This window comes from Vibrio sp. 1457 (assembly GCF_033340195.1).
Taxonomy (GTDB): domain Bacteria; phylum Pseudomonadota; class Gammaproteobacteria; order Enterobacterales; family Vibrionaceae; genus Vibrio; species Vibrio alginolyticus.
Window position 1 is genome coordinate 1 of the sequence record NZ_JAWOWA010000042.1, and the last position, 21,043, is coordinate 21,043.

A 21,043-nucleotide genomic window follows, 5' to 3' on the forward strand; every position below is an offset into this window, starting at 1 on the left:
GTAGGGCTATCGCCAAGCGGTAAGGCAGCGGCTTTTGATGCCGCCATTCCCTGGTTCGAATCCAGGTAGCCCTGCCATATACAACGATATTGAGATTTTACCAATTATCTTGATATCTACAGATTAAGTTGCGGAAGTGGCGGAATTGGTAGACGCACCAGATTTAGGTTCTGGCGCCGCAAGGTGTGAGAGTTCAAGTCTCTCCTTCCGCACCATTATCGGAAAACCCAGCATGACTTTGCTGGGTTTTTTCTTTTTTTGGTTCTGGACTCGGGAAATCATTAGATTTGCCGAATTAAAAAAGCGAGCTCATGGCTCGCTTTTTTTCTATCTGTGATTTGAGTAGCTTACTACATACCTAACGCGTATTTCAGTACTTGAGCCTTAATTGGCCCTGAGTTTTCAGCAAGCTTCAATGCAGCATTACGTACGAACTTCAATGGCCCAAGATCGTTGCTAAAACCTTTATAGAAAAAGTCCATGCCCGTCTGCATGAGTAAGTTGTCAGGTCGACGTGCGCGTTCGTATTTCGCGAGTAAGGTATCTTCCAGCTTTTCTTGGTGTTCTGTTACCGAAAGGAGAACGTCTACATCTTTGAAGCCTAAGTTTACCCCTTGCCCTGCAAGCGGATTGATCGTATGAGCAGAGTCACCCACTAACACGCAATTTTTGCTTGAGTAGCTTTGCGCATGACGACGAGTGAGTGGGAATGAGCCAAACTGTAAAACTTCAATATCGCCTAATTCAGCAGGGAAATGACGTAAGATTTCTTCCCTTAGTTGAGGTTTACCCATCGCACACAGTTGTTTAATACGTATAGGCGAGTCATACCAAACCAAAGAACCTTGGCCTACTACTTGACCATCGTCGTTACTCAAAGAGCACAAAGGTAAAAATGAACGCGGGCCTGAAGGAGTAAATTGTTGCCAAGTGATATCTTGCTGTGGCAATTCTGTTTTCACATTAATCAACATGCAGTGTTGTCGGTAATCCCACGCAGTTACACCAATTCCAGCCAATTGACGAACTTTAGAGTTTGCACCATCAGCACCAATCACCCAGTTAGCTTCAAACTGCGCCCCACTTTCTAGTGTCACAAGGTTTACATCTGCAAACTCAATGGCTTTTAATCGCTCAGGACACATCACGGTTAGATTTTCATACTGAGAGAAGACTTGCCAAAGACCTAATTGGATTAGGCGATTTTCAACGATGTAACCTAGCTGATCCAATGACAATTCATCAGAGTGAAAACGAGTACGGCACTCTGGGTGCTCCCAAGTTTCTAAGCGCCGATAAGGACAAACTCGCATGCTCTTGATCTCTGACCATGCTCCGAGTGAATCAAGTAACTCCACCGACTGGTGCGAGATTGCAGATACACGAATATCCATCGCCTGAGCGGCATCAAAAACTTTAGGTTTTGTACCTTCGACCAAGACAACGCTTCTGCCCTGCTTGGCAAATCCAACAGCGACGGCTGCCCCAACCATACCGCCACCGATCACGGCGATGTCATACTTGTTCATTTTTCACTCTTCATCGTGCTGATTAATTGGCGTTTTTTATTGTACTTTCCATGGCTATTTTTACAAAATTGTTTAACAAAAAACCTTGTTCTGCATAGGGCGAAAAACTAGATTTCATCAGGCTTTGCAGAGAATTAGCTAGATCACTAGTCAGGTGCTTTTTAAAGCAGTACAATACGCCGCTTACCGCCGTGATGGCGGCTATAATTTGAGCAATAGCTCTCCGATTTAAGTACAACTGAACGAGCGAAAGTGAGATGAGTAAGAAACTGCTAATTAAAACCTGGGGCTGCCAGATGAACGAATACGATTCATCAAAAATGGCCGACCTGCTTAATGCTGCAAACGGCTACGAGCTGACGGAAGAGCCAGAGGAAGCAGACGTACTTCTACTTAACACCTGTTCGATCCGTGAAAAAGCGCAAGAGAAAGTTTTCCACCAGCTAGGCCGCTGGAAAACACTAAAAGATAAAAAACCTGGCGTAGTTATCGGTGTAGGTGGTTGTGTAGCAACGCAAGAAGGTGACCATATTCGTGAACGTGCACCATACGTTGACGTTATTTTTGGCCCACAAACTTTGCACCGCCTACCTGAGATGATCAAACAATCTCAGTCCGATGATGCACCAGTTATGGACATTTCGTTCCCAGAGATCGAAAAATTCGACCGCCTACCTGAACCTCGCGCTGAAGGTGCGACAGCATTCGTTTCTATTATGGAAGGCTGCTCTAAGTACTGTACTTACTGTGTCGTACCGTACACTCGTGGTGAAGAAGTAAGCCGTCCAATGGATGACGTACTGTTCGAAATCGCCCAACTTGCTGAACAAGGCGTACGTGAAGTAAACCTTCTGGGTCAAAACGTAAACGCGTACCGTGGTCCTATGCACGATGGTGAGATCTGTTCATTTGCAGAACTGCTTCGTTTGGTTGCGTCTATCGATGGTATCGACCGTATTCGTTTCACGACGAGCCACCCGTTAGAATTCACAGACGACATCATCGCAGTATACGAAGATACGCCAGAACTTGTGAGCTTCCTGCACTTACCTGTGCAAAGTGGTAGTGACCGTATCCTAACGATGATGAAACGCCCTCACACCGCTATCGAATACAAATCGATCATCCGTAAACTGCGTAAAGCTCGTCCTGATATTCAAATCAGTTCAGACTTTATTGTTGGTTTCCCTGGTGAGACAGACAAAGACTTCCAAGACACCATGAAGCTAATCAAAGATGTAGACTTTGACATGAGCTTCAGCTTTATTTTCTCTCCACGTCCAGGTACGCCAGCAGCGGATTACCCTTGTGATGTGTCAGAACAAGTGAAGAAAGAGCGCCTTTACGAACTACAGCAAACTATCAATGCTCAAGCGATGCGTTACTCTCGCTTAATGCTTGGCACAGAACAACGTGTTCTAGTTGAAGGTCCTTCGAAGAAAAACCTAATGGAACTACGCGCTCGTACAGAAAACAACCGTGTAGTAAACTTTGAAGGTAGTGCAGACCTAATTGGTCAGTTCGTTGATGTGAAGATCGTAGACGTATTTGCAAACTCACTGCGTGGTGAGCTAGTACGTACTGAAAAAGACATGGATCTTCGTAGTGTGATTTCCCCAACGCAGATGATGGCGAAAACACGTCGCGAAGATGAGCTGGGTGTAGCTACTTTTACGCCGTAAGCTCGTATAAATAGCCATAGAGAGCCTGGTCGTTATCAGGCTCTCACTAAGTGGCAAAAAATGAGAGGCAACATTGAGCAATAAAATCGTAACTCTAGAAATTAACCTAGAACCTTCAGACAACCGCCGACTAGCTAGCCTGTGCGGTCCATTCGATGACAACATCAAGCATTTAGAACGTCGTCTAGGCGTTGAAATTAACCACCGTAGTGACCACTTTACGATTGTCGGTAAACCTCATACCGCATCAGCTGCGCTGGATATCCTGAAAACTCTATATGTTGATACCGCACCTGTACGAGGTGAGATCCCAGATATTGAGCCTGAGCAAATCCATCTAGCGATCAAAGAGTCTGGTGTTCTTGAGCAGAATACTGAGTCTAATATCGAGCATGGTAAAGAAGTCTTCGTCAAAACCAAGAAAGGTGTGATCAAACCACGTACGCCAAACCAAGCGCAGTACTTGGTTAACATGGTCACGCATGATATTTCTTTTGGTATTGGCCCGGCTGGTACAGGTAAAACCTACCTTGCTGTAGCAGCAGCTGTTGACGCACTAGAGCGCCAAGAGATCCGTCGTATTCTACTTACTCGTCCAGCGGTTGAAGCTGGTGAGAAATTGGGCTTCCTACCTGGTGATTTAAGCCAGAAAGTCGACCCATACCTACGTCCGCTATACGACGCCCTATTTGAAATGCTGGGCTTTGAGCGCGTAGAGAAGCTGATTGAACGTAACGTGATTGAGGTCGCCCCTCTTGCTTACATGCGTGGTCGTACTCTAAACGACGCCTTCATCATTCTTGATGAGAGTCAAAACACCACTGTTGAGCAGATGAAGATGTTCCTAACACGTATTGGTTTTAACTCTCGCGCGGTTATCACTGGTGATGTCACGCAGATTGACTTACCTCGTGGTGCGAAATCGGGTCTTCGTCATGCTATTGAAGTACTAAGCGAAGTTGACGACATCAGCTTTAACTTCTTCTTGGCCGACGACGTTGTACGTCACCCTGTGGTTGCTCGTATCGTTAACGCGTACGAGAAGTGGGAAGCACAAGACCAGAAAGAGCGTAAAGAGTTCGAGAAACGCCGTCGTGAAGAACGCGATGCGAAGTTACTAGAAGCAGCAAAAGCCGAACTGAATGCACAAGTTGCTTCAACTAAGGAATAACCATGGCGATTGAACTTGATCTGCAACTGGCAGTCGAAAATGAAGAAGGTTTGCCTTCGCAGCAAGATTTCCAATTGTGGCTAGATAAGACCATTCCTCTCTTCCAACCACAAGCCGAAGTCACCATTCGTATTGTTGATGAACAAGAAAGTCATACGCTCAACCATGAGTATCGCGGCAAAGATAAACCAACTAATGTGTTGTCATTTCCATTTGAAGCACCTCCTGGTATGGAAATAGATTTACTTGGTGATTTGATTATTTGCCGCCAAGTTGTTGAAAAAGAGGCGGTTGAACAGAGCAAGCCTCTGCTAGCACATTGGGCGCATATGGTTGTACATGGCAGCTTGCATCTGCTAGGTTATGATCATATAGAGGATGACGAAGCCGAAGAGATGGAGTCCCTCGAAACCGAAATCATGCAAGGTATGGGTTATGAAGATCCTTACATTGCTGAAAAAGAGTAGCTATTGGCCACTCGACAGGGAAAGGCGAACCACCTAAATGACTCTCGTGTTCGCCTCTCTATGTGTGCTATCACACTTCTGATAGCGTTACTTAATTGAGAAACAATGAACGAAGATAATTCTCCCTCTTCTAACGAAGATAAGAAAGAAAAGGCAGAAGGTCCGAGTAGAAAGTCCTTCTTTGAACGTCTAGGTCAACTATTTCAGGGCGAACCAAAAGATCGCCAAGAGCTTGTGGATGTTATCCGCGACTCTGAAGTTAACGACCTGATTGACCATGACACTCGCGATATGCTCGAAGGTGTTATGGAAATCTCCGAAATGCGTGTGCGTGACATTATGATCCCGCGTTCGCAAATGGTTACAGTTGAGCGTACTCACGACCTTGATACCTTGGTTGCTTTGATTACCGATGCTCAACACTCTCGCTACCCTGTGATCAGCGAAGATAAAGACCATGTGGAAGGCATACTTCTAGCGAAGGACTTACTTAAATACTTAGGCTCAGGCAGTAATCCATTTGATATCGAAGAAGTCATTCGACCAGCGGTTGTGGTACCGGAAAGTAAACGCGTTGATCGACTGCTGAAAGAATTCCGTGAAGAACGTTATCATATGGCCATTGTTGTCGATGAATTCGGTGGTGTTTCTGGTCTTGTGACCATTGAAGATATCCTTGAGGAAATCGTCGGGGATATTGAAGATGAATTCGATGAAAGTGAAGAGACGGACATTCGTAAGCTGAGCAAGCATACGTTTGCTGTCAGAGCGCTGACAACCATCGAAGAGTTTAATGAGACATTCGGAACCAACTTCAGCGATGAGGAAGTTGATACCGTTGGTGGTATGGTCATGACTGCCTTTGGTCACTTACCTTCTCGTGGTGAACTGGTTGAAATTGAAGGCTACAACTTCAAAGTCACCGCTGCCGATAACCGTCGTGTCATTCAACTCCAAGTGACGATCCCAGACGAAGAAACCCTGGTTGAAGCCACTCAAGAGTAACGCGATACCCATTGGGAATCTCAGAAAATTACAATGATGAATGAACTCTTTCATCGCCTTAAGCGGCCCTTAGTGGCCGCTTTTGTTGGCGCCTCTACTACACTCGCTTTTGCTCCTTACCAGCTGTGGCCTATTGCCATTCTTAGCCCTGCAATTCTACTGATTCTTCTTGCTAACCAAACTCCGAAACGCGCACTATGGATTGGTTATGCTTGGGGGTTAGGTCAATTTGCAACTGGCGTTAGCTGGGTTTACGTCAGTATCTCCGGTTTTGGCGGTATGCCGCTCATTGCCAATTTATTTTTAATGGGCTTACTTGTTGCCTACTTGGCTGTTTATTCAGGCTTATTTGCTTGGCTCAACAACAAGCTGTTTCCTCAATTTACGCTCACAAAAGCACTTCTCGCTGCACCTGCTTTATGGCTGATCAGTGATTGGTTGCGTGGTTGGGTGATGACCGGCTTCCCTTGGTTATGGCTAGGCTATAGCCAGATAGATGCTCCACTCGCAAGCTTTGCACCAATTGGCGGCGTAGAACTGCTTACTCTATTTATCCTTATCAGCGCAGGGGCGTTAGCCTATGCATGGATTCATAAGCAGTGGCTGATGGTGATTATCCCTGCGGTACTACTCAGTACTGGCTTTGGGATTCGCAACTACGATTGGGTAACACCCCGACCAGAAGACACGACTAAGCTCGCACTAATTCAAGGTAACGTAGACCAAAACCTAAAGTGGCTACCAAGTCAACGCTGGCCAACCATCATGAAGTACGCTGACTTAACTCGTGAAAACTGGGATGCTGACATTATCGTTTGGCCAGAAGCAGCAATTCCCGCTTTTGAAATTGAAGTGCCTTCATTTTTGAGCAATATCGACAGCGCTGCAAAAATGAATAACAGCGCAATCATCACCGGTGTCGTCAACCAAGCTGAAGATCGACAGTTCTACAACAGTATTCTGTCCCTCGGCATCACACCATACGGTGACTACAGCTTCGATTTAAGCGAACGTTACCATAAGCATCACCTACTACCGTTTGGTGAGTTTGTACCATTTGAAGATATTTTGCGCCCATTAGCGCCATTCTTTAACCTACCGATGTCATCGTTTAGCCGTGGGGCTTTTGTGCAGCCAAACATCGTTGCGAATGGCATGCACATGGCACCAGCGCTTTGCTATGAGATCATCTTTAATGAGCAAGTGCGTCAAAATGTGACTGACGAAACAGACTTCATTCTAACGCTTTCAAACGATGCATGGTTTGGTCACTCTATCGGCCCTCTTCAGCATATGGAGATCGCCCGTATGCGTGCCTTAGAGTTAGGTAAACCGCTCATCCGCTCGACTAACAACGGATTAACAGCGGTAACCGATCACAAAGGTAAAATCGTTGAGCAAGTACCGCAGTTTGAAACTGCAGTACTGCGCGCAGAGCTCACCCCAACCGATGGGAAAACGCCATATCGAATCGTTGGTACTTGGCCATTGTATATTTGGGTAGGGTTAAGTTTAGCTCTGGCTTTCGGTTTAAGAAGAAAACAGAGCTGATAACAGCTTGAAAGTAGAAAAGACAAAAAAGAGGCGACTAAGCCTCTTTTTTATTCATAGCATTATACTGTCGTTACGCGCCATTTATGGCTTTAATGACTGACGAGTAAAGCCTTTGTGACCACATTTAATACACGGAATGATTACAGTTGGATGGTTATACGTTGTCTTGTGACCACACTCATCACAGACTAAAGTGCCTAAGCCTATCACCTCTCCTGCTTCATATAGCCCTTGATGCTCTAAGTCATCGAACAACTCAACCCACTCAACTTTAGTTCGGTCAGTAATCTCTAACAGCCCTTGCCATATCGAGTCCGCAATCGTTAAGTAAAACGGGCCGCTTTTGCTATCCTCGTAACTCTCTGAAAACTCTTTTAAGTCTGCTTTAAGGTACGCTTTGATTAAAGCCAATTCATCTTTGGTCAAGTCATTAGCAGCATCCACCACTTTGCCCGACGTCTCAATCGCTTTGTTAACTTCTTCCGGACTGTGCTTCAAGGTTTCAATCACATCCTCGAGCATTTCCTCATAACCTGTTTTACGTTTAGGCATAACTGACCTCCATCTTTCTCCTACCTGCGTCACTTAAGGGCGCATGGGTACAGATTGGCTATTGTTGTGATCCCTAGCTTTAGGTATTCTATGACGATCTATTTAAGTCTGTTCTAACCGAACTCACAAATTCCAAGATAACGGATACCATCGATGCAAGAACAATACAACCCACAAGATATTGAACAAAAAGTTCAAAAGCACTGGGATGACAACAAAACCTTTGTTGTAAGTGAAGACCCAAATAAAGAAAAATTCTACTGTCTGTCCATGTTCCCATACCCAAGTGGTCGACTGCACATGGGTCACGTGCGCAACTACACTATCGGTGATGTAGTATCTCGTTTCCAACGCCTACAAGGCAAAAACGTGATGCAACCAATCGGTTGGGACGCATTCGGTCTACCTGCAGAAAACGCAGCAGTAAAAAACAAAACTGCGCCAGCACCTTGGACTTACGAAAACATCGAATACATGAAGAACCAACTTAAGCTTCTAGGCTTTGGTTACGATTGGAACCGTGAATTCGCAACATGTACACCGGAGTACTACCGCTGGGAACAAGAGTTCTTCACTAAACTTTACGAGAAAGGTTTAGTTTACAAAAAGACTTCTTCTGTTAACTGGTGTCCTAACGACCAAACTGTTCTTGCAAACGAGCAGGTTGAAGACGGTTGTTGCTGGCGTTGTGATACGCCTGTAGAGCAAAAAGAAATCCCTCAATGGTTCATCAAAATCACTGAGTACGCTCAAGAGCTACTAGACGACTTAGACAAGCTTGAAGGTTGGCCTGAAATGGTGAAAACCATGCAGCGCAACTGGATTGGTCGTTCTGAAGGTGTTGAACTGAAGTTTGAAGTTAAGGGTCAACAAGACCTAGAAGTTTACACAACACGTCCAGATACGCTAATGGGTGTGACTTACGTGGGTATCGCAGCCGGCCACCCTCTTGCAGCTCTTGCAGCAGAGAACAATCCAGAGCTTGCAGCGTTTATCGACGAATGTAAGAACAACAAGGTTGCAGAAGCTGAGCTAGCGACAATGGAGAAGAAAGGTATGGCAACTGGCCTTACTGCTATTCATCCATTGAACGGCCGCGAAGTACCAGTATACGTAGCAAACTTCGTACTGATGGACTACGGTACAGGCGCGGTAATGGCTGTACCTGCGCACGACCAACGTGACTACGAGTTCGCAACGAAGTACGGTCTAGACATCGTGCCTGTTATCAAGCCTGCTGATGGCAGCGAGCTAGACATCTCTGAAGCAGCATACACAGAGAAAGGCGTACTGTTCGATTCAGGTGAATTCGACGGCCTCGAATTCCAAGCGGCGTTCGATGCAATTGCAGCGAAGCTAGAAGCAGAAGGCAAAGGCACTAAGACTGTAAACTTCCGTCTACGCGACTGGGGTGTATCTCGTCAACGTTACTGGGGCGCACCAATCCCAATGGTAACGACTGAAGACGGTGAAGTTCACCCAGTACCTGCTGACCAACTACCAGTGATTCTTCCAGAAGACGTGGTAATGGACGGCGTAACCAGCCCAATCAAAGCAGACAAAGAGTGGGCGAAGACAACCTTTAACGGCGAACCTGCTCTACGTGAGACAGATACGTTCGATACATTCATGGAATCTTCTTGGTACTACGCGCGTTATTGTTCACCGCAAGCAGACGACATCCTAGATCCAGAAAAAGCAAACTACTGGCTACCAGTAGACCAGTACATCGGCGGTATCGAGCACGCTTGTATGCACCTACTGTACTCACGCTTCTTCCACAAGTTGCTACGTGACGCGGGCTACGTAACGTCTGACGAACCGTTCAAGCAACTACTGTGTCAAGGCATGGTACTGGCTGATGCGTTCTACTTCGAGAACGAGAAAGGTGGTAAAGAGTGGGTAGCTCCAACAGACGTAGCCGTTGAACGTGATGGTAAAGGCCGCATTACTTCTGCTAAAGACACTGAAGGTCGTGATGTAACGCACTCAGGCATGATCAAGATGTCTAAGTCTAAGAACAACGGTATCGACCCTCAAGAAATGGTAGACAAGTACGGCGCTGACACAGTACGTCTATTCATGATGTTCGCGTCTCCAGCGGACATGACACTTGAATGGCAAGAGTCTGGCGTAGAAGGTGCGAACCGCTTCCTAAAACGTGTTTGGAAACTAGTGAAAGAGCACACAGCGAAAGGCGCAGCAGAAGCAGTAGATACCGCAGCGCTTTCTGGTGATCAAAAAGCACTTCGCCGTGACGTTCACAAGACTATCGCGAAAGTGACGGACGATATCGCTCGTCGTCAAACATTCAACACCGCGATCGCAGCGATCATGGAGCTGATGAACAAACTAGCGAAAGCGCCTCAAGAATCTGCGCAAGATCGTGCAATCCTTGACGAGGCACTGAAAGCTATTGTTGTCATGCTTTACCCTATCACTCCGCATATCTCATACGAGCTATGGGCAGCACTAGGTGAAACAGACATTGATAACGCGGCATGGCCGACGTTTGACGAAAAAGCGCTAGTTGAAGACGAAAAAACTATCGTTGTTCAAGTTAACGGTAAGCTACGTGCGAAGCTAACAGTCCCAGCTGATATCTCTAAAGACGATATCGAACAGCTTGGTCTAAACGACGAAAACGTGGTTAAGTTCACTGATGGCCTGACTATTCGTAAAGTTATTTACGTTCCAGGTAAACTGCTGAACATCGTTGCAAACTAATCGCAGCTGTCAATTTGTCTCTGTTTAGCGAACTTATTTGTTAACCAAGAGTCATTAAACAGGGTAGTTTTCTACCCTGTTTATTTACCTCAAACCATTCACATGAGTGGTTTAAGGTAAATAACCCCTTCAATTTAGGATGAATACAATCAATGCGCTTTTTCTCTTTGATTAAACTACCAGTGGTATTGGTATTAGCGGGGCTTCTTTCTGCCTGTGGTTTTCACCTTCGCGGCGAGTATTCCGTACCGGAAGAGCTGCACACTATGTCTTTCTCCAGCTACGATGAATACAGTGAATTAACTCGCTATGTTCGCTCTCAACTCGAACTGAACAAAGTTGAACTTGTTCAACCATCATCGACGGTACCCAACCTTCATTTGACGGAAGCGACAATCGATGAGCGTACACTATCGCTTTATCAAAATAGCCGTGCAGCAGAAAAAGAGCTGACATACGTAGTAAAATACCGTGTGACAATTCCTGGCTATGGTTCTAAAAACTTTACGACAACAGTAAACCGCAACTACCTAGACAACCCGTTGACCGCACTTGCAAAATCTGTTGAGCGTGACGTAATTGAAGACGAGATGCGCTTGCAAGCTGCAAAACAGATGATGCGCCAGTTGGGCCGTATTCGTGCCGAATATGAAGCAGGACAAATCTCTGAGCCAGCGAACAAAAACTCTTAGTCACTATGCGAATTTATGCCGATAAGCTAACGGATCATTTAACTAAACAAATTAAACAGGTTTACTTAATCTTTGGTAATGAGCCGTTACTGATTCAAGAAAGCCGCCAAGCAATCCAAAAGGCAGCGTTTCAGCAAGGTTTTGAGGAAAAACACCGTTTTTCGGTGGATGCTAGCATCGACTGGAACCAAGTTTACGACTGTTTCCAAGCGATGAGCCTGTTTTCAAACCGTCAATTGATTGAGCTTGAAATTCCTGAAAGTGGCGTAACAACCGCCGTCAGCAAAGAGCTGCAAACACTGTGTGATATGCTTCATGATGACATCATGCTCGTCATTGTTGGTAGCAAACTGACCAAAGCCCAAGAAAATGCGAAATGGTTCAAAGCATTAAGCTCAAAAGGCGATTGGGTAAGCTGCTTGTCGCCAGACCTTCAACGCCTACCTATGTTCATTCAGACACGTTGCCGCACGTTGGGACTAAAACCCGATCAGCAATCACTGCAAATGTTGGCTCAATGGCATGAAGGTAACCTATTTGCATTGACACAAAGCTTAGAGAAATTGGCCCTACTCTATCCGGATGGTGAGCTGACCATCATACGTTTAGAGGAAGCCCTAAGTCGCCATAATCACTTCACTACCTTTAACTGGATCGACGCCTTACTGGCAGGTAAAGCAAACCGTGCACAACGTATTCTTCGCCAACTTGAGGCGGAAGGGGTTGAGACCGTGATCTTGATTCGAAGTGTACAAAAAGAGTTGAGCCAACTTTTAAATATGCATCAAGACTTAACTCAAATGGGAATGAACCAGGTATTTGAGAAATATCGAGTTTGGCAAAACAAGCGTCCACTCTATAACGCAGCACTGGCCCGCTTATCAGCGAGTCGTATTTGTGCATTGCTCTCCTTATTGGCTCAAGCCGAGATAAAAGCCAAAACTCAATATGACGAGTCTGTATGGCCAACTATTCATCAGTTGAGCTTAGAAACCTGCTCTCCTGATATTAAGCTGGCAATTTAAAAATCAAAGCGTGATATAGTGCGCGACCTGTTTTGCAAGCAAGAATGTAAAACACTGTAGAGATAAGAGACAAACCGAGGAAAACCGAGTGCTTCGCGAAGAACTGAAAGACTTTTTAGCTGATAAAGCCGACGACATGAAAGCGGAAGACATTATCGTCCTAAATGTGGAAGATAAATCAAGCGTGACAGATTACATGATCATCTGTACTGGTACATCCAAACGCCACGTTTCATCCATCGCTGACCATGTTGCAACAGAAGTGAAAAAAGCCGGTCTTGAGCCACTAGGAATGGAAGGTGAAAACGAAGGTGAATGGGTAGTCCTAGATATGGGCGACGCCATGCTTCACGTGATGCAAGAAGAGCACCGCGAACTCTACCAGCTAGAAAAACTCTGGGGTTAATCTTTTGAAAATTCAACTAATTGCTGTTGGCACAAAAATGCCAAAATGGGTTGAGGAAGGCTTTCAAGAATATCGTCGCCGTTTCCCGCATGATATGCCGTTGGAGTTGATTGAAATCTCTGCTGGCAAGCGTGGTAAGAATGCCGATATCGCTCGCATCCTGCAAAAAGAAGGAGAAGCGATGCTCGCGGCGGTACCAAAAGGCAACCGTATCGTCACGTTAGATATCCCAGGTAAAAAATGGGACACTCCTCAACTCGCTGAGCAGTTAGAAGCTTGGAAATTAGATGGCCGTGATGTATCAATATTAATCGGCGGTCCTGAAGGACTCGCTCCTGCATGCAAAGCTGCAGCAGACCAAAGCTGGTCATTATCTGCCTTAACGCTACCCCACCCTCTAGTGCGTATCGTAATGGCAGAAAGCTTATACCGAGCGTGGAGCATCACCGCTAACCACCCTTATCATCGCGAATAATCGTTGTTTAACTTTAGAGCCAAGCGTTAATGATTCGTAAACGCCGCAGTCAAATCCGAGATTATCAAGCCGAAGCGCGTCTGTTTGCCAGCCGCGCTATTGTTGCTTTTATCGGCATTGTTGTCTTGATGGGAGCTCTGGTTGCCAACATGTACAACATTCAGGTGAACCAGTTTCAAGACTATCAAACCCGCTCGAACGATAACCGCATCAAAGTAGTGCCTATCGCGCCTAACCGAGGTCTAATTTATGACCGAAATGGCGTTTTACTGGCAGAGAACCGTCCCGTCTTTAACTTAGAACTGACCCCAGAAAAAATTAAAGACATTGATGCAACCATCCAAGAATTACAAACTATTCTGGAAATTACACCAGACCAGATTGAACGTTTCCACCACGAGCGTAAACGGACTCGTCGATTTAAATCGGTCCCACTGCTTACCCAACTGAACGAAAAACAAGTAGCAGTATTCTCCGTCAATCAGTACCGCTTTCCAGGTGTGGAAATAAGTGCGACCTTAAAGCGCTACTACCCTTTCAGCGAAGTCTTAACCCACGTGATTGGGTATGTTTCTCGAATCAATGATCGCGACATGCAGCGCCTGATCCGAGAAGAAAAAGACGCAAACTATCAAGCCACTCGCGACATTGGTAAGCTGGGTATTGAAAAATACTACGAAGACCTCTTACACGGTACAGCCGGATATCAAGAAGTCGAGGTAAACAGCCGCGGCCGAGTAATTCGTACCTTAAAGTACGTTCCACCTGTACCCGGAAAAGACATCGTTTTAAACCTTGATATCAACTTGCAGTTGTACGTACACCAATTATTGGACGGCCGCCGAGGCAGTGCTGTAGTGATCGATCCTAGAGACAACGGCGTACTGGCTATGGTTTCGAGCCCTAGCTACGATCCTAACTCGTTCGTGCACGGAATCTCAGGTAAAGACTATCGCGCCCTTTTGAACGATAAAAACCGTCCTTTGGTCAACCGCACTACACTTGGCATTTACCCCCCTGCGTCTACCATCAAACCATTTATGGCGGTAGCCGCGCTGCAAGAAGGTGTCGTCACACCTAACACCACGCGAAATGATCCTGGTTATTGGCGCATACCAAACTCCAACACTCGCCCATTCCGTGACTGGTTGCGTTGGGGGCACGGACGCGTCGATATCATTAAGTCGATCGAAGAGTCTGTTGATACCTTCTACTATCAAATCGCTTATGACATGGGTATTGACCGTATTTCGAATTGGATGATGATGTTCGGCTTTGGTGATTACACTGGCATCGATATCTACGAAGAAAGTAAGGCGAATATGCCGACTCGTGACTGGAAAATGTCTCGCCATAAAACCCCATGGTATAAAGGTGATACGATCCCTGTGGGTATCGGCCAAGGATATTGGACAGCAACACCAATGCAAATCGCCAAAGCAACCTCCGTATTAGTAAACGAGGGAGAAGTGATCGCACCTCACTTGCTCAAAGCGACGATAGAAAATGGTAACGACTTCGAAGAGCAGCAAACGACAGAATACGTGACTTACCCACCAATCAAGAATGTGCCGAAAAAGTACTGGGATATGGCGAAAGAAGGCATGCGTCGGGTAAACCATGGCACGCGCGGAACAGCTCGCCGCTCATTCTACAAAATGAATTATGAAACAGCGGGTAAATCAGGTACTGCACAGGTCTTCGGTCTGGGTGAAAACGAAGAATACAACGCCGATGAGATCGCCGAGCACTTACGTGACCATGCGTTATTTACTGGCTTTGCACCATTTGATGATCCTAAAGTGGTCGTCACTGTAGTACTAGAAAATGCCGGTGGTGGTTCTAGTAACGGTGCCCCAGTAGTAAGGAAAATTTTTGACCGAGTCGTTCTTGGTCCAGAAGAAATTGAGCCTGAAAACAATGCGAAGAAAGAGGTAAAACAGTAATGAAGATGGATCCCTCTACAGGTAAAAATCGCGCCCTGTTTGAACGCTTCCATATTGACTTACCACTCCTACTTGGCATACTGGCCCTGATGGGGTTTGGCCTGGTGATCATGTACAGCGCCAGTGGCCAAAGTTTACTGATGATGGATCGCCAAGCCATGCGAATGGTGCTTTCACTCGTTGTGATGCTCGTCCTTGCACAGCTTTCTCCACGAACTTACGAAAGCTTGGCACCTTTGATGTTCGTTGGTGGCGTTATACTGCTTTTCGGCGTGCTGTTTTTCGGTGAAGCATCGAAAGGCGCGCAGCGTTGGCTTAACCTCGGTTTTGTGCGCTTTCAACCGTCAGAGCTATTGAAGCTCGCGGTGCCATTAATGGTGGCTCGCTATGTTGGTAGACAGCCCCTCCCACCAACGCTAAGAACACTCATTGTTGCACTGATTATGGTCTGCTTACCAACCATTCTCATTGCAAAACAGCCTGACTTAGGTACCTCGATCCTGATCGCGGCTTCCGGTATTTTTGTTATCTTCCTCGCCGGCATTAGCTGGAAAATAATTGCAGGTGCTGCGATTGCATTAGGTGGTTTCATTCCAATTCTGTGGTTTTTCTTGATGCGAGAGTATCAAAAAGTGCGAGTTCGTACTCTATTTAACCCGGAATCTGATCCGCTAGGAGCGGGCTACCACATTATTCAGAGTAAAATTGCGATTGGCTCCGGTGGTATTTCCGGCAAAGGTTGGTTGCAAGGTACGCAGTCACAACTAGAATTTCTTCCAGAACGACACACTGACTTTATCTTTGCAGTAATTGCTGAAGAATGGGGTATGATTGGCTTCCTTTGCCTTTTAGCCATCTATCTATTTATTATTGGACGAGGTTTATATCTCGCCAGCCAAGCGCAAACCGCATTTGGACGAATGATGGCAGGCAGTATTGTACTCAGCTTCTTCGTGTATATTTTTGTAAATATTGGCATGGTAAGTGGCATCCTACCTGTAGTAGGTGTACCGTTGCCACTCATCAGTTATGGCGGCACATCAATGGTAACCTTGATGGCTGGTTTTGGTATTCTGATGTCGATTCATACGCACCGAAAAGCATTCTCTAAGGCGACCTAGACATGCAAAAACGCGCTTTATATTCCTTGGTTTTATCTGCTCTTATTTTGGCAGGCTGTTCATCAACTAGCCAAAAAGAACAAGAAGGCCGTTACGAACTCGAATCCGATGTTGCACCGGATACACCGCTTTCAGTCGAACACATCGAGGATGCGCATCCTAAATATGAACCGTACAGCCTAGGTGGGAACAAAGATTACCACTTGCGTGGCAAAGACTACAAAATAGTTCGCAATGCGAAAGGCTTTAAAGAAAAAGGCCGCGCATCTTGGTATGGGAAAAAATTCCAAGGTCATTTGACTTCTAATGGCGAAATCTATGACATGTACTCAATGACGGCAGCGCATAAAACGCTACCGTTACCAAGTTACGTAAAAGTTACCAATACTGACAACGGCAAAACCACCATAGTACGAGTTAATGACCGAGGTCCTTTTCACGATGGCCGTATCATTGATTTAAGCTATGCCGCCGCGCACAAGTTAGATGTCATAAAAACAGGCACCGCGAACGTGGAAATTGAAGTGATCAGTATCAATCAGCCCACGGACAAAAAGTCATTAGAAGCGCACCCTAGGTACGTTATTCAAGTGGCATCATCAAAAAATGAAGAACGCGCGCGAACTTTAGGTACCGAGCTTGGTCAAAAATTGGATACAGAAACTTTCCTAGAGAGTGCGAAAGAGTCTTATCGCTTGTTGTTAGGGCCATTTACTGACTATTCCCTGACGCAAGCCACATTAGATAAAGTAAAGTTGCTCGGCTATTCGTCTGCATTTATTAAAAAACACAACACTGCCAAATGACCTCGTGTCATGAATTTCTCTTTGATCCCCCTCTTACATAACTAGGGATTCTGATAAGATGTCTGCAGTTAACCCAAAAATTTGAATTACCATGAATAAAAATAAGTTTGTGAAATCTATTCTCGTTTCTTCGGTTGCCCTTTCTGCAACTTTCGCTCAATCTGCTCTTGCATCACCTATCGTTGTTCCAGATGCCCCTCAAATCGCGGCGAAGGGCTACGTGCTGATGGATTACCATTCAGGTAAAGTACTGGCAGAGAAAGAGATGAACACAAAATTGTCTCCAGCTAGTCTGACTAAGATGATGACCAGCTATGTAATCGGCCAAGAGCTAGCGCGTGGTAATATCTCAGAAGATGATGATGTCACCATCAGTAAAAATGCGTGGGCGAAAAACTTCCCTGATTCATCAAAGATGTTCATTGAAGTAGGCACAACAGTTAAAGTACGTGACCTGAACCGAGGTATCATCGTCCAGTCAGGTAACGATGCCTGTGTTGCGATGGCAGAACATATTGCAGGTTCAGAAGATGCATTTGTTGACCTAATGAACGCTTGGGCCAACACATTGGGTATGACTAACTCGCACTTTGCCAACGTTCATGGCTTAGATAACGCAGAATTGTACTCAACACCATACGACATGGCACTGCTAGGTAAAGCACTTATCCGTGACGTACCAAATGAGTACCGAGTGTACTCAGAGAAGAAATTTACTTACAACGGCATCACCCAATACAACCGTAACGGTCTACTTTGGGATAAGAGCATGAACGTTGACGGCATCAAAACGGGTCACACAAGTAATGCGGGTTACAGCCTAGTAAGTTCAGCAACTGAAGGTCAAATGCGCTTGGTTGCGGTCGTTATGGGTACTAAAGATGCCAATGCTCGTAAGTCAGAAAGCAAAAAGCTGCTAAGCTACGGCTTCCGCTTCTTCGAAACAGTGGCACCGCACAAAGCAGGTGAAACGTTCGTAGAAGAAAAAGTGTGGATGGGTAACAAAGACACCGTAGCACTGGGTCTTGACCAAGATACTTACGTAACACTACCGCGTGGTGAAGCGAAAAACCTAAAAGCAAGCTTCGTCCTTGAAAAAGAGCTAGAAGCCCCAATTAATAAAGGTGATGTAGTTGGTAAGCTATACTATCAGATCGATGGTGAAGATATTGCCGAGTACCCACTAATGGCACTAGAAACCGTAGAGCAAGGTAGTCTATTTAGCCGCATGTGGGATTACATCGTATTGTTATTCAAGAGCTTCTTCTAAAAAGAACGTTAGAGTAGCAAACTTATTCGCAAAGCCGCCTGAATGGGCGGCTTTTTAAGTTTGAGCTCCTCGTCTTGAGTTCCCCCTAATTTGACTGTACTATTTCGCACCGCAACGAATATCTACTGGAGTTATCGATATGCTAACCATCAACTCTGATGCAAAATTAAAAGACCTGCTTGAGTTCCCTTGTTCATTTACTTACAAGGTAATGGGTCATGCAAAGCCTGAACTTCCAGAGCTTGTTCTTGAAGTTATTCAGCGCCATGCTCCAGGTGACTACAGCCCGACCGTTAAACCAAGTGCTAAGGGCAACTACCACTCTGTGTCAATCAACATTACTGCAACCTCTATCGAGCAGGTTGAGACACTGTACAAAGAGTTAGGTGAAATTGACATCGTACGCATGGTTCTATAATTTTTTGATATATTAAATTTTTTTTGAAAGCAGCCCTGGCTGCTTTTTTATTACTTATCAAAGAGATAACGAGGCTTTACATCGCTTTCAGTTAAAAATCTGTTACGCAGCGGTAGAGCATCAGGGTTATCCGGTTTATAATCCAAAAACTTTATATATTAGCAACAGGAATTCCCATGCAACACCAACTTGTTGTAAAACGACTTGGCCGCCAAGACTATGAGCCTGTATGGAAGGCGATGCATGAGTTCACCGACCAACGCACAGAAGAAACCCGTGATGAAGTCTGGTTGGTAGAACATAACCCAGTATTTACGCAAGGACAGGCAGGTAAAGCTGAGCACTTGATTAACACTGGCGATATTCCTGTTGTACAAAGTGATCGCGGAGGCCAGGTTACGTATCATGGCCCTGGTCAGTTGGTCGCCTACTTCTTGATCAACCTACGCCGCAAAAAATTAGGTGTACGAGATCTCGTTACCACAATCGAGAGCCTCGTGATCAACACGCTAAAAGCATACAATATTGACTCAGCCGCGCGACCTGACGCACCAGGTGTCTACGTTGCCGGTAAGAAAATATGCTCTCTCGGTTTACGCATTCGTAAAGGATGCTCGTTTCATGGTTTAGCCTTGAACGTAAATATGGATTTAACACCGTTTCTGCGTATTAACCCTTGTGGTTATGAAGGTATGGAAATGGTTCAGGTCAGCCAATTTGGCGGCCCAGACAATGTAGAAGCCGTAGAAAAACAATTAATAGAAGAACTCGTTACTTTGCTCGATTATGAGCAAGTAGAATTCAGCACAGAAGCACCTTCTCAAGGTAATAAAGCATGAGCAAACCAATCCAGATGGAAAAAGGCGTTAAATATCGTGACGCCGATAAAATGGCATTGATTCCCGTAAAGAACATGCCTACAGAGCAGAAAGAAGTGCTACGTAAGCCTGATTGGATGAAGATCAAGCTACCAGCCGACAGCCAACGAATTCAAGACATCAAAGCGGCGATGCGTAAGAATAAACTTCACTCCGTATGTGAAGAAGCATCTTGCCCGAACCTAGCGGAATGTTTTAACCACGGTACAGCAACCTTCATGATCTTAGGTGCTATTTGTACTCGTCGTTGTCCTTTCTGTGACGTTGCTCATGGCCGCCCATTACCACCGGAAGCAGAAGAGCCTCAAAAACTGGCGAAAACCATTGCCGATATGAAGCTGAAATACGTAGTAATCACTTCTGTTGACCGTGACGATCTGCGTGACGGCGGTGCACAACACTTTGCCGATTGTAACCGCGAGATCCGTGCGTTAAACCCGCATATTAAGATTGAAACACTGGTTCCTGACTTCCGTGGTCGCATGGATGTAGCGCTTGATCTAATGAAAGACAATCCGCCAGATGTCTTCAACCACAACTTAGAAACAGCGCCACGTCTTTACCGTAAAGCTCGCCCAGGTGCGAACTATAAATGGTCACTTGAGCTTCTTAAGAAGTTCAAAGAGCAGCATCCCGATGTACCGACCAAGTCTGGTTTGATGATGGGCCTTGGTGAAACCAAAGAAGAAATCATCGAAGTACTGAAAGATCTACGCGCACACGGCGTAACGATGCTGACTCTAGGCCAGTACCTAGCGCCAAGCCGTCACCACTTGCCAGTAGAACGTTACGTTCCACCATCAGAGTTTGACGAGCTAAAAGAAGTTGCACTAGAACTTGGCTTCACGCATGCAGCGTGTGGTCCATTTGTGCGCTCTTCTTACCATGCCGATATGCAAGCTCAAGGTATCGAGATTAAATAAGCTCTCGCTTGTTTTGAAAAGCTTGTTTTGAAAAGAAAGGTTGGCTCAGTGCCAACCTTTTTTGTATCTGGAAAATGATGATAAAAAGCCATTCTACCACTGTCATTCTGAACAGCGAGGAACGAGCGTGATTCAGAATCAGTTTTCAGAATACTGATGATTTTTAGGGAAACTCTGAGTAAAAGAGTGTGCCTCAACAAGATTCCTGATCTCGCCTAGGCTCGTCGGAATGACGTGGTTTGGATATATTGAAAAGGGACAGTGTTGGTAGCCATCCTCTTATCACACACTCTCGCTATATCTCATTCCAAACGCCAGACAAGTAAATTACCACCTTCTAAAGAAGGTGGCTTTGTGTGAGCCCCCTAAAAGGGGGCCTTTGTTTAGTCCAGCGCC

Annotated in this window: 19 protein-coding genes and 2 tRNA genes; 19 read left to right on the forward strand and 2 right to left on the reverse strand. The window is 45.6% G+C overall.

Going from position 1 to position 21,043, the window contains the following annotated elements:
- Positions 1 to 2 precede the first annotated feature (2 nt).
- Together R7Z41_RS22945 and R7Z41_RS22950 are read left to right on the forward strand one after the other, a co-directional pair.
- Positions 3 to 77: transfer RNA gene (locus R7Z41_RS22945), tRNA-Gln, on the forward strand.
- Between the two features lie 53 nt (positions 78 to 130).
- Positions 131 to 215, forward strand: a tRNA-Leu gene (locus R7Z41_RS22950).
- Between the two features lie 135 nt (positions 216 to 350).
- Here the strand turns inward: R7Z41_RS22950 and R7Z41_RS22955 are convergent.
- Positions 351 to 1,529, reverse strand: a complete 1,179-nt coding sequence (locus R7Z41_RS22955) for a 2-octaprenyl-3-methyl-6-methoxy-1,4-benzoquinol hydroxylase (protein ID WP_104975939.1) — start codon at positions 1,527 to 1,529, stop codon at positions 351 to 353.
- A gap of 257 nt (positions 1,530 to 1,786) precedes the next feature.
- On the opposite strand from R7Z41_RS22955, the gene miaB reads away from it, so the two are divergent.
- The 5 genes from miaB to lnt all read left to right on the forward strand — a co-directional run bounded on the left by miaB (position 1,787) and on the right by lnt (position 7,405).
- Positions 1,787 to 3,211 (forward strand): tRNA (N6-isopentenyl adenosine(37)-C2)-methylthiotransferase MiaB, encoded by a 1,425-nt coding sequence (miaB, locus tag R7Z41_RS22960; RefSeq protein ID WP_005373038.1) that lies wholly within the window; start codon positions 1,787 to 1,789, stop codon positions 3,209 to 3,211.
- 73 nt (positions 3,212 to 3,284) lie between these two features.
- Positions 3,285 to 4,382 (forward strand): PhoH family protein, encoded by a 1,098-nt coding sequence (locus R7Z41_RS22965; RefSeq protein WP_005373033.1) that lies wholly within the window; start codon positions 3,285 to 3,287, stop codon positions 4,380 to 4,382.
- A gap of 2 nt (positions 4,383 to 4,384) precedes the next feature.
- Positions 4,385 to 4,849 (forward strand): rRNA maturation RNase YbeY, encoded by a 465-nt coding sequence (gene ybeY, locus R7Z41_RS22970; RefSeq protein ID WP_005373030.1) that lies wholly within the window; start codon positions 4,385 to 4,387, stop codon positions 4,847 to 4,849.
- A 105-nt stretch (positions 4,850 to 4,954) separates the two neighbouring features.
- Positions 4,955 to 5,854, forward strand: coding sequence for a CNNM family magnesium/cobalt transport protein CorC (gene corC, locus R7Z41_RS22975; RefSeq protein WP_005384118.1), 900 nt, complete (start codon positions 4,955 to 4,957; stop codon positions 5,852 to 5,854).
- 33 nt (positions 5,855 to 5,887) lie between these two features.
- Entirely contained in the window at positions 5,888 to 7,405 is a 1,518-nt protein-coding gene (lnt, locus tag R7Z41_RS22980; protein WP_005384119.1) for an apolipoprotein N-acyltransferase, read from the forward strand.
- An 84-nt stretch (positions 7,406 to 7,489) separates the two neighbouring features.
- Here lnt and R7Z41_RS22985 read toward each other — a convergent pair whose 3' ends face one another.
- Positions 7,490 to 7,960 (reverse strand): zinc ribbon-containing protein, encoded by a 471-nt coding sequence (locus tag R7Z41_RS22985; protein WP_005373024.1) that lies wholly within the window; start codon positions 7,958 to 7,960, stop codon positions 7,490 to 7,492.
- A gap of 153 nt (positions 7,961 to 8,113) precedes the next feature.
- On the opposite strand from R7Z41_RS22985, the gene leuS reads away from it, so the two are divergent.
- From leuS to lipA, 12 genes are all read left to right on the forward strand, one after another.
- Positions 8,114 to 10,687, forward strand: a complete 2,574-nt coding sequence (gene leuS / locus R7Z41_RS22990) for a leucine--tRNA ligase (protein WP_005391313.1) — start codon at positions 8,114 to 8,116, stop codon at positions 10,685 to 10,687.
- 152 nt (positions 10,688 to 10,839) lie between these two features.
- Positions 10,840 to 11,379, forward strand: coding sequence for an LPS assembly lipoprotein LptE (lptE, locus tag R7Z41_RS22995; RefSeq protein ID WP_005384122.1), 540 nt, complete (start codon positions 10,840 to 10,842; stop codon positions 11,377 to 11,379).
- Positions 11,380 to 11,384: 5 nt separating this feature from the next.
- Positions 11,385 to 12,404, forward strand: coding sequence for a DNA polymerase III subunit delta (gene holA, locus R7Z41_RS23000; protein WP_064369038.1), 1,020 nt, complete (start codon positions 11,385 to 11,387; stop codon positions 12,402 to 12,404).
- An 88-nt stretch (positions 12,405 to 12,492) separates the two neighbouring features.
- Entirely contained in the window at positions 12,493 to 12,810 is a 318-nt protein-coding gene (gene rsfS / locus R7Z41_RS23005; protein ID WP_005373015.1) for a ribosome silencing factor, read from the forward strand.
- Between the two features lie 4 nt (positions 12,811 to 12,814).
- Positions 12,815 to 13,285 carry a 23S rRNA (pseudouridine(1915)-N(3))-methyltransferase RlmH gene (gene rlmH / locus R7Z41_RS23010; protein WP_017821762.1) on the forward strand — a complete coding sequence of 157 codons (471 nt, stop codon included), beginning with the start codon at positions 12,815 to 12,817 and terminating at the stop codon, positions 13,283 to 13,285.
- A 29-nt stretch (positions 13,286 to 13,314) separates the two neighbouring features.
- Positions 13,315 to 15,231, forward strand: coding sequence for a penicillin-binding protein 2 (gene mrdA / locus R7Z41_RS23015; RefSeq protein ID WP_005384126.1), 1,917 nt, complete (start codon positions 13,315 to 13,317; stop codon positions 15,229 to 15,231).
- Positions 15,231 to 16,352, forward strand: coding sequence for a rod shape-determining protein RodA (gene rodA, locus R7Z41_RS23020; RefSeq protein WP_005384128.1), 1,122 nt, complete (start codon positions 15,231 to 15,233; stop codon positions 16,350 to 16,352). Before mrdA ends, rodA begins: the two co-directional genes overlap by 1 nt.
- A gap of 2 nt (positions 16,353 to 16,354) precedes the next feature.
- A complete protein-coding gene (locus R7Z41_RS23025; protein WP_206949553.1) occupies positions 16,355 to 17,158 on the forward strand; it encodes a septal ring lytic transglycosylase RlpA family protein in 804 nt (267 codons plus the stop codon).
- A 91-nt stretch (positions 17,159 to 17,249) separates the two neighbouring features.
- Positions 17,250 to 18,428: a serine hydrolase gene (locus R7Z41_RS23030; protein ID WP_005384132.1), complete on the forward strand. Its 1,179-nt coding sequence runs from the start codon at positions 17,250 to 17,252 to the stop codon at positions 18,426 to 18,428.
- Between the two features lie 139 nt (positions 18,429 to 18,567).
- A complete protein-coding gene (gene ybeD / locus R7Z41_RS23035; protein ID WP_005384135.1) occupies positions 18,568 to 18,846 on the forward strand; it encodes a DUF493 family protein YbeD in 279 nt (92 codons plus the stop codon).
- Positions 18,847 to 19,022: 176 nt separating this feature from the next.
- Complete coding sequence (lipB, locus tag R7Z41_RS23040) at positions 19,023 to 19,685, forward strand: lipoyl(octanoyl) transferase LipB (RefSeq protein ID WP_225478087.1); 663 nt, start codon at positions 19,023 to 19,025, stop codon at positions 19,683 to 19,685.
- Complete coding sequence (gene lipA, locus R7Z41_RS23045) at positions 19,682 to 20,647, forward strand: lipoyl synthase (protein WP_005391329.1); 966 nt, start codon at positions 19,682 to 19,684, stop codon at positions 20,645 to 20,647. The genes lipB and lipA overlap by 4 nt, the downstream gene beginning before the upstream one ends.
- Positions 20,648 to 21,043 lie beyond the last annotated feature (396 nt).

Excerpts from the sequence above, each read along its gene's own strand:
- R7Z41_RS23030 (WP_005384132.1), top strand. The coding sequence starts at position 17,250 with ATGAATAAAAATAAGTTTGTGAAATCTATTCTCGTTTCTTCGGTTGCC.
- mrdA (WP_005384126.1), top strand. The coding sequence starts at position 13,315 with ATGATTCGTAAACGCCGCAGTCAAATCCGAGATTATCAAGCCGAAGCG.
- miaB (WP_005373038.1), top strand. The coding sequence starts at position 1,787 with ATGAGTAAGAAACTGCTAATTAAAACCTGGGGCTGCCAGATGAACGAA.
- corC (WP_005384118.1), top strand. The coding sequence starts at position 4,955 with ATGAACGAAGATAATTCTCCCTCTTCTAACGAAGATAAGAAAGAAAAG.
- holA (WP_064369038.1), top strand. The coding sequence starts at position 11,385 with ATGCGAATTTATGCCGATAAGCTAACGGATCATTTAACTAAACAAATT.
- rodA (WP_005384128.1), top strand. The coding sequence starts at position 15,231 with ATGAAGATGGATCCCTCTACAGGTAAAAATCGCGCCCTGTTTGAACGC.
- ybeD (WP_005384135.1), top strand. The coding sequence starts at position 18,568 with ATGCTAACCATCAACTCTGATGCAAAATTAAAAGACCTGCTTGAGTTC.
- lipA (WP_005391329.1), top strand. The coding sequence starts at position 19,682 with ATGAGCAAACCAATCCAGATGGAAAAAGGCGTTAAATATCGTGACGCC.
- R7Z41_RS23025 (WP_206949553.1), top strand. The coding sequence starts at position 16,355 with ATGCAAAAACGCGCTTTATATTCCTTGGTTTTATCTGCTCTTATTTTG.
- R7Z41_RS22955 (WP_104975939.1), bottom strand. The coding sequence starts at position 1,529 with ATGAACAAGTATGACATCGCCGTGATCGGTGGCGGTATGGTTGGGGCA.
- lnt (WP_005384119.1), top strand. The coding sequence starts at position 5,888 with ATGATGAATGAACTCTTTCATCGCCTTAAGCGGCCCTTAGTGGCCGCT.
- leuS (WP_005391313.1), top strand. The coding sequence starts at position 8,114 with ATGCAAGAACAATACAACCCACAAGATATTGAACAAAAAGTTCAAAAG.
- lipB (WP_225478087.1), top strand. The coding sequence starts at position 19,023 with ATGCAACACCAACTTGTTGTAAAACGACTTGGCCGCCAAGACTATGAG.
- R7Z41_RS22985 (WP_005373024.1), bottom strand. The coding sequence starts at position 7,960 with ATGCCTAAACGTAAAACAGGTTATGAGGAAATGCTCGAGGATGTGATT.
- lptE (WP_005384122.1), top strand. The coding sequence starts at position 10,840 with ATGCGCTTTTTCTCTTTGATTAAACTACCAGTGGTATTGGTATTAGCG.
- ybeY (WP_005373030.1), top strand. The coding sequence starts at position 4,385 with ATGGCGATTGAACTTGATCTGCAACTGGCAGTCGAAAATGAAGAAGGT.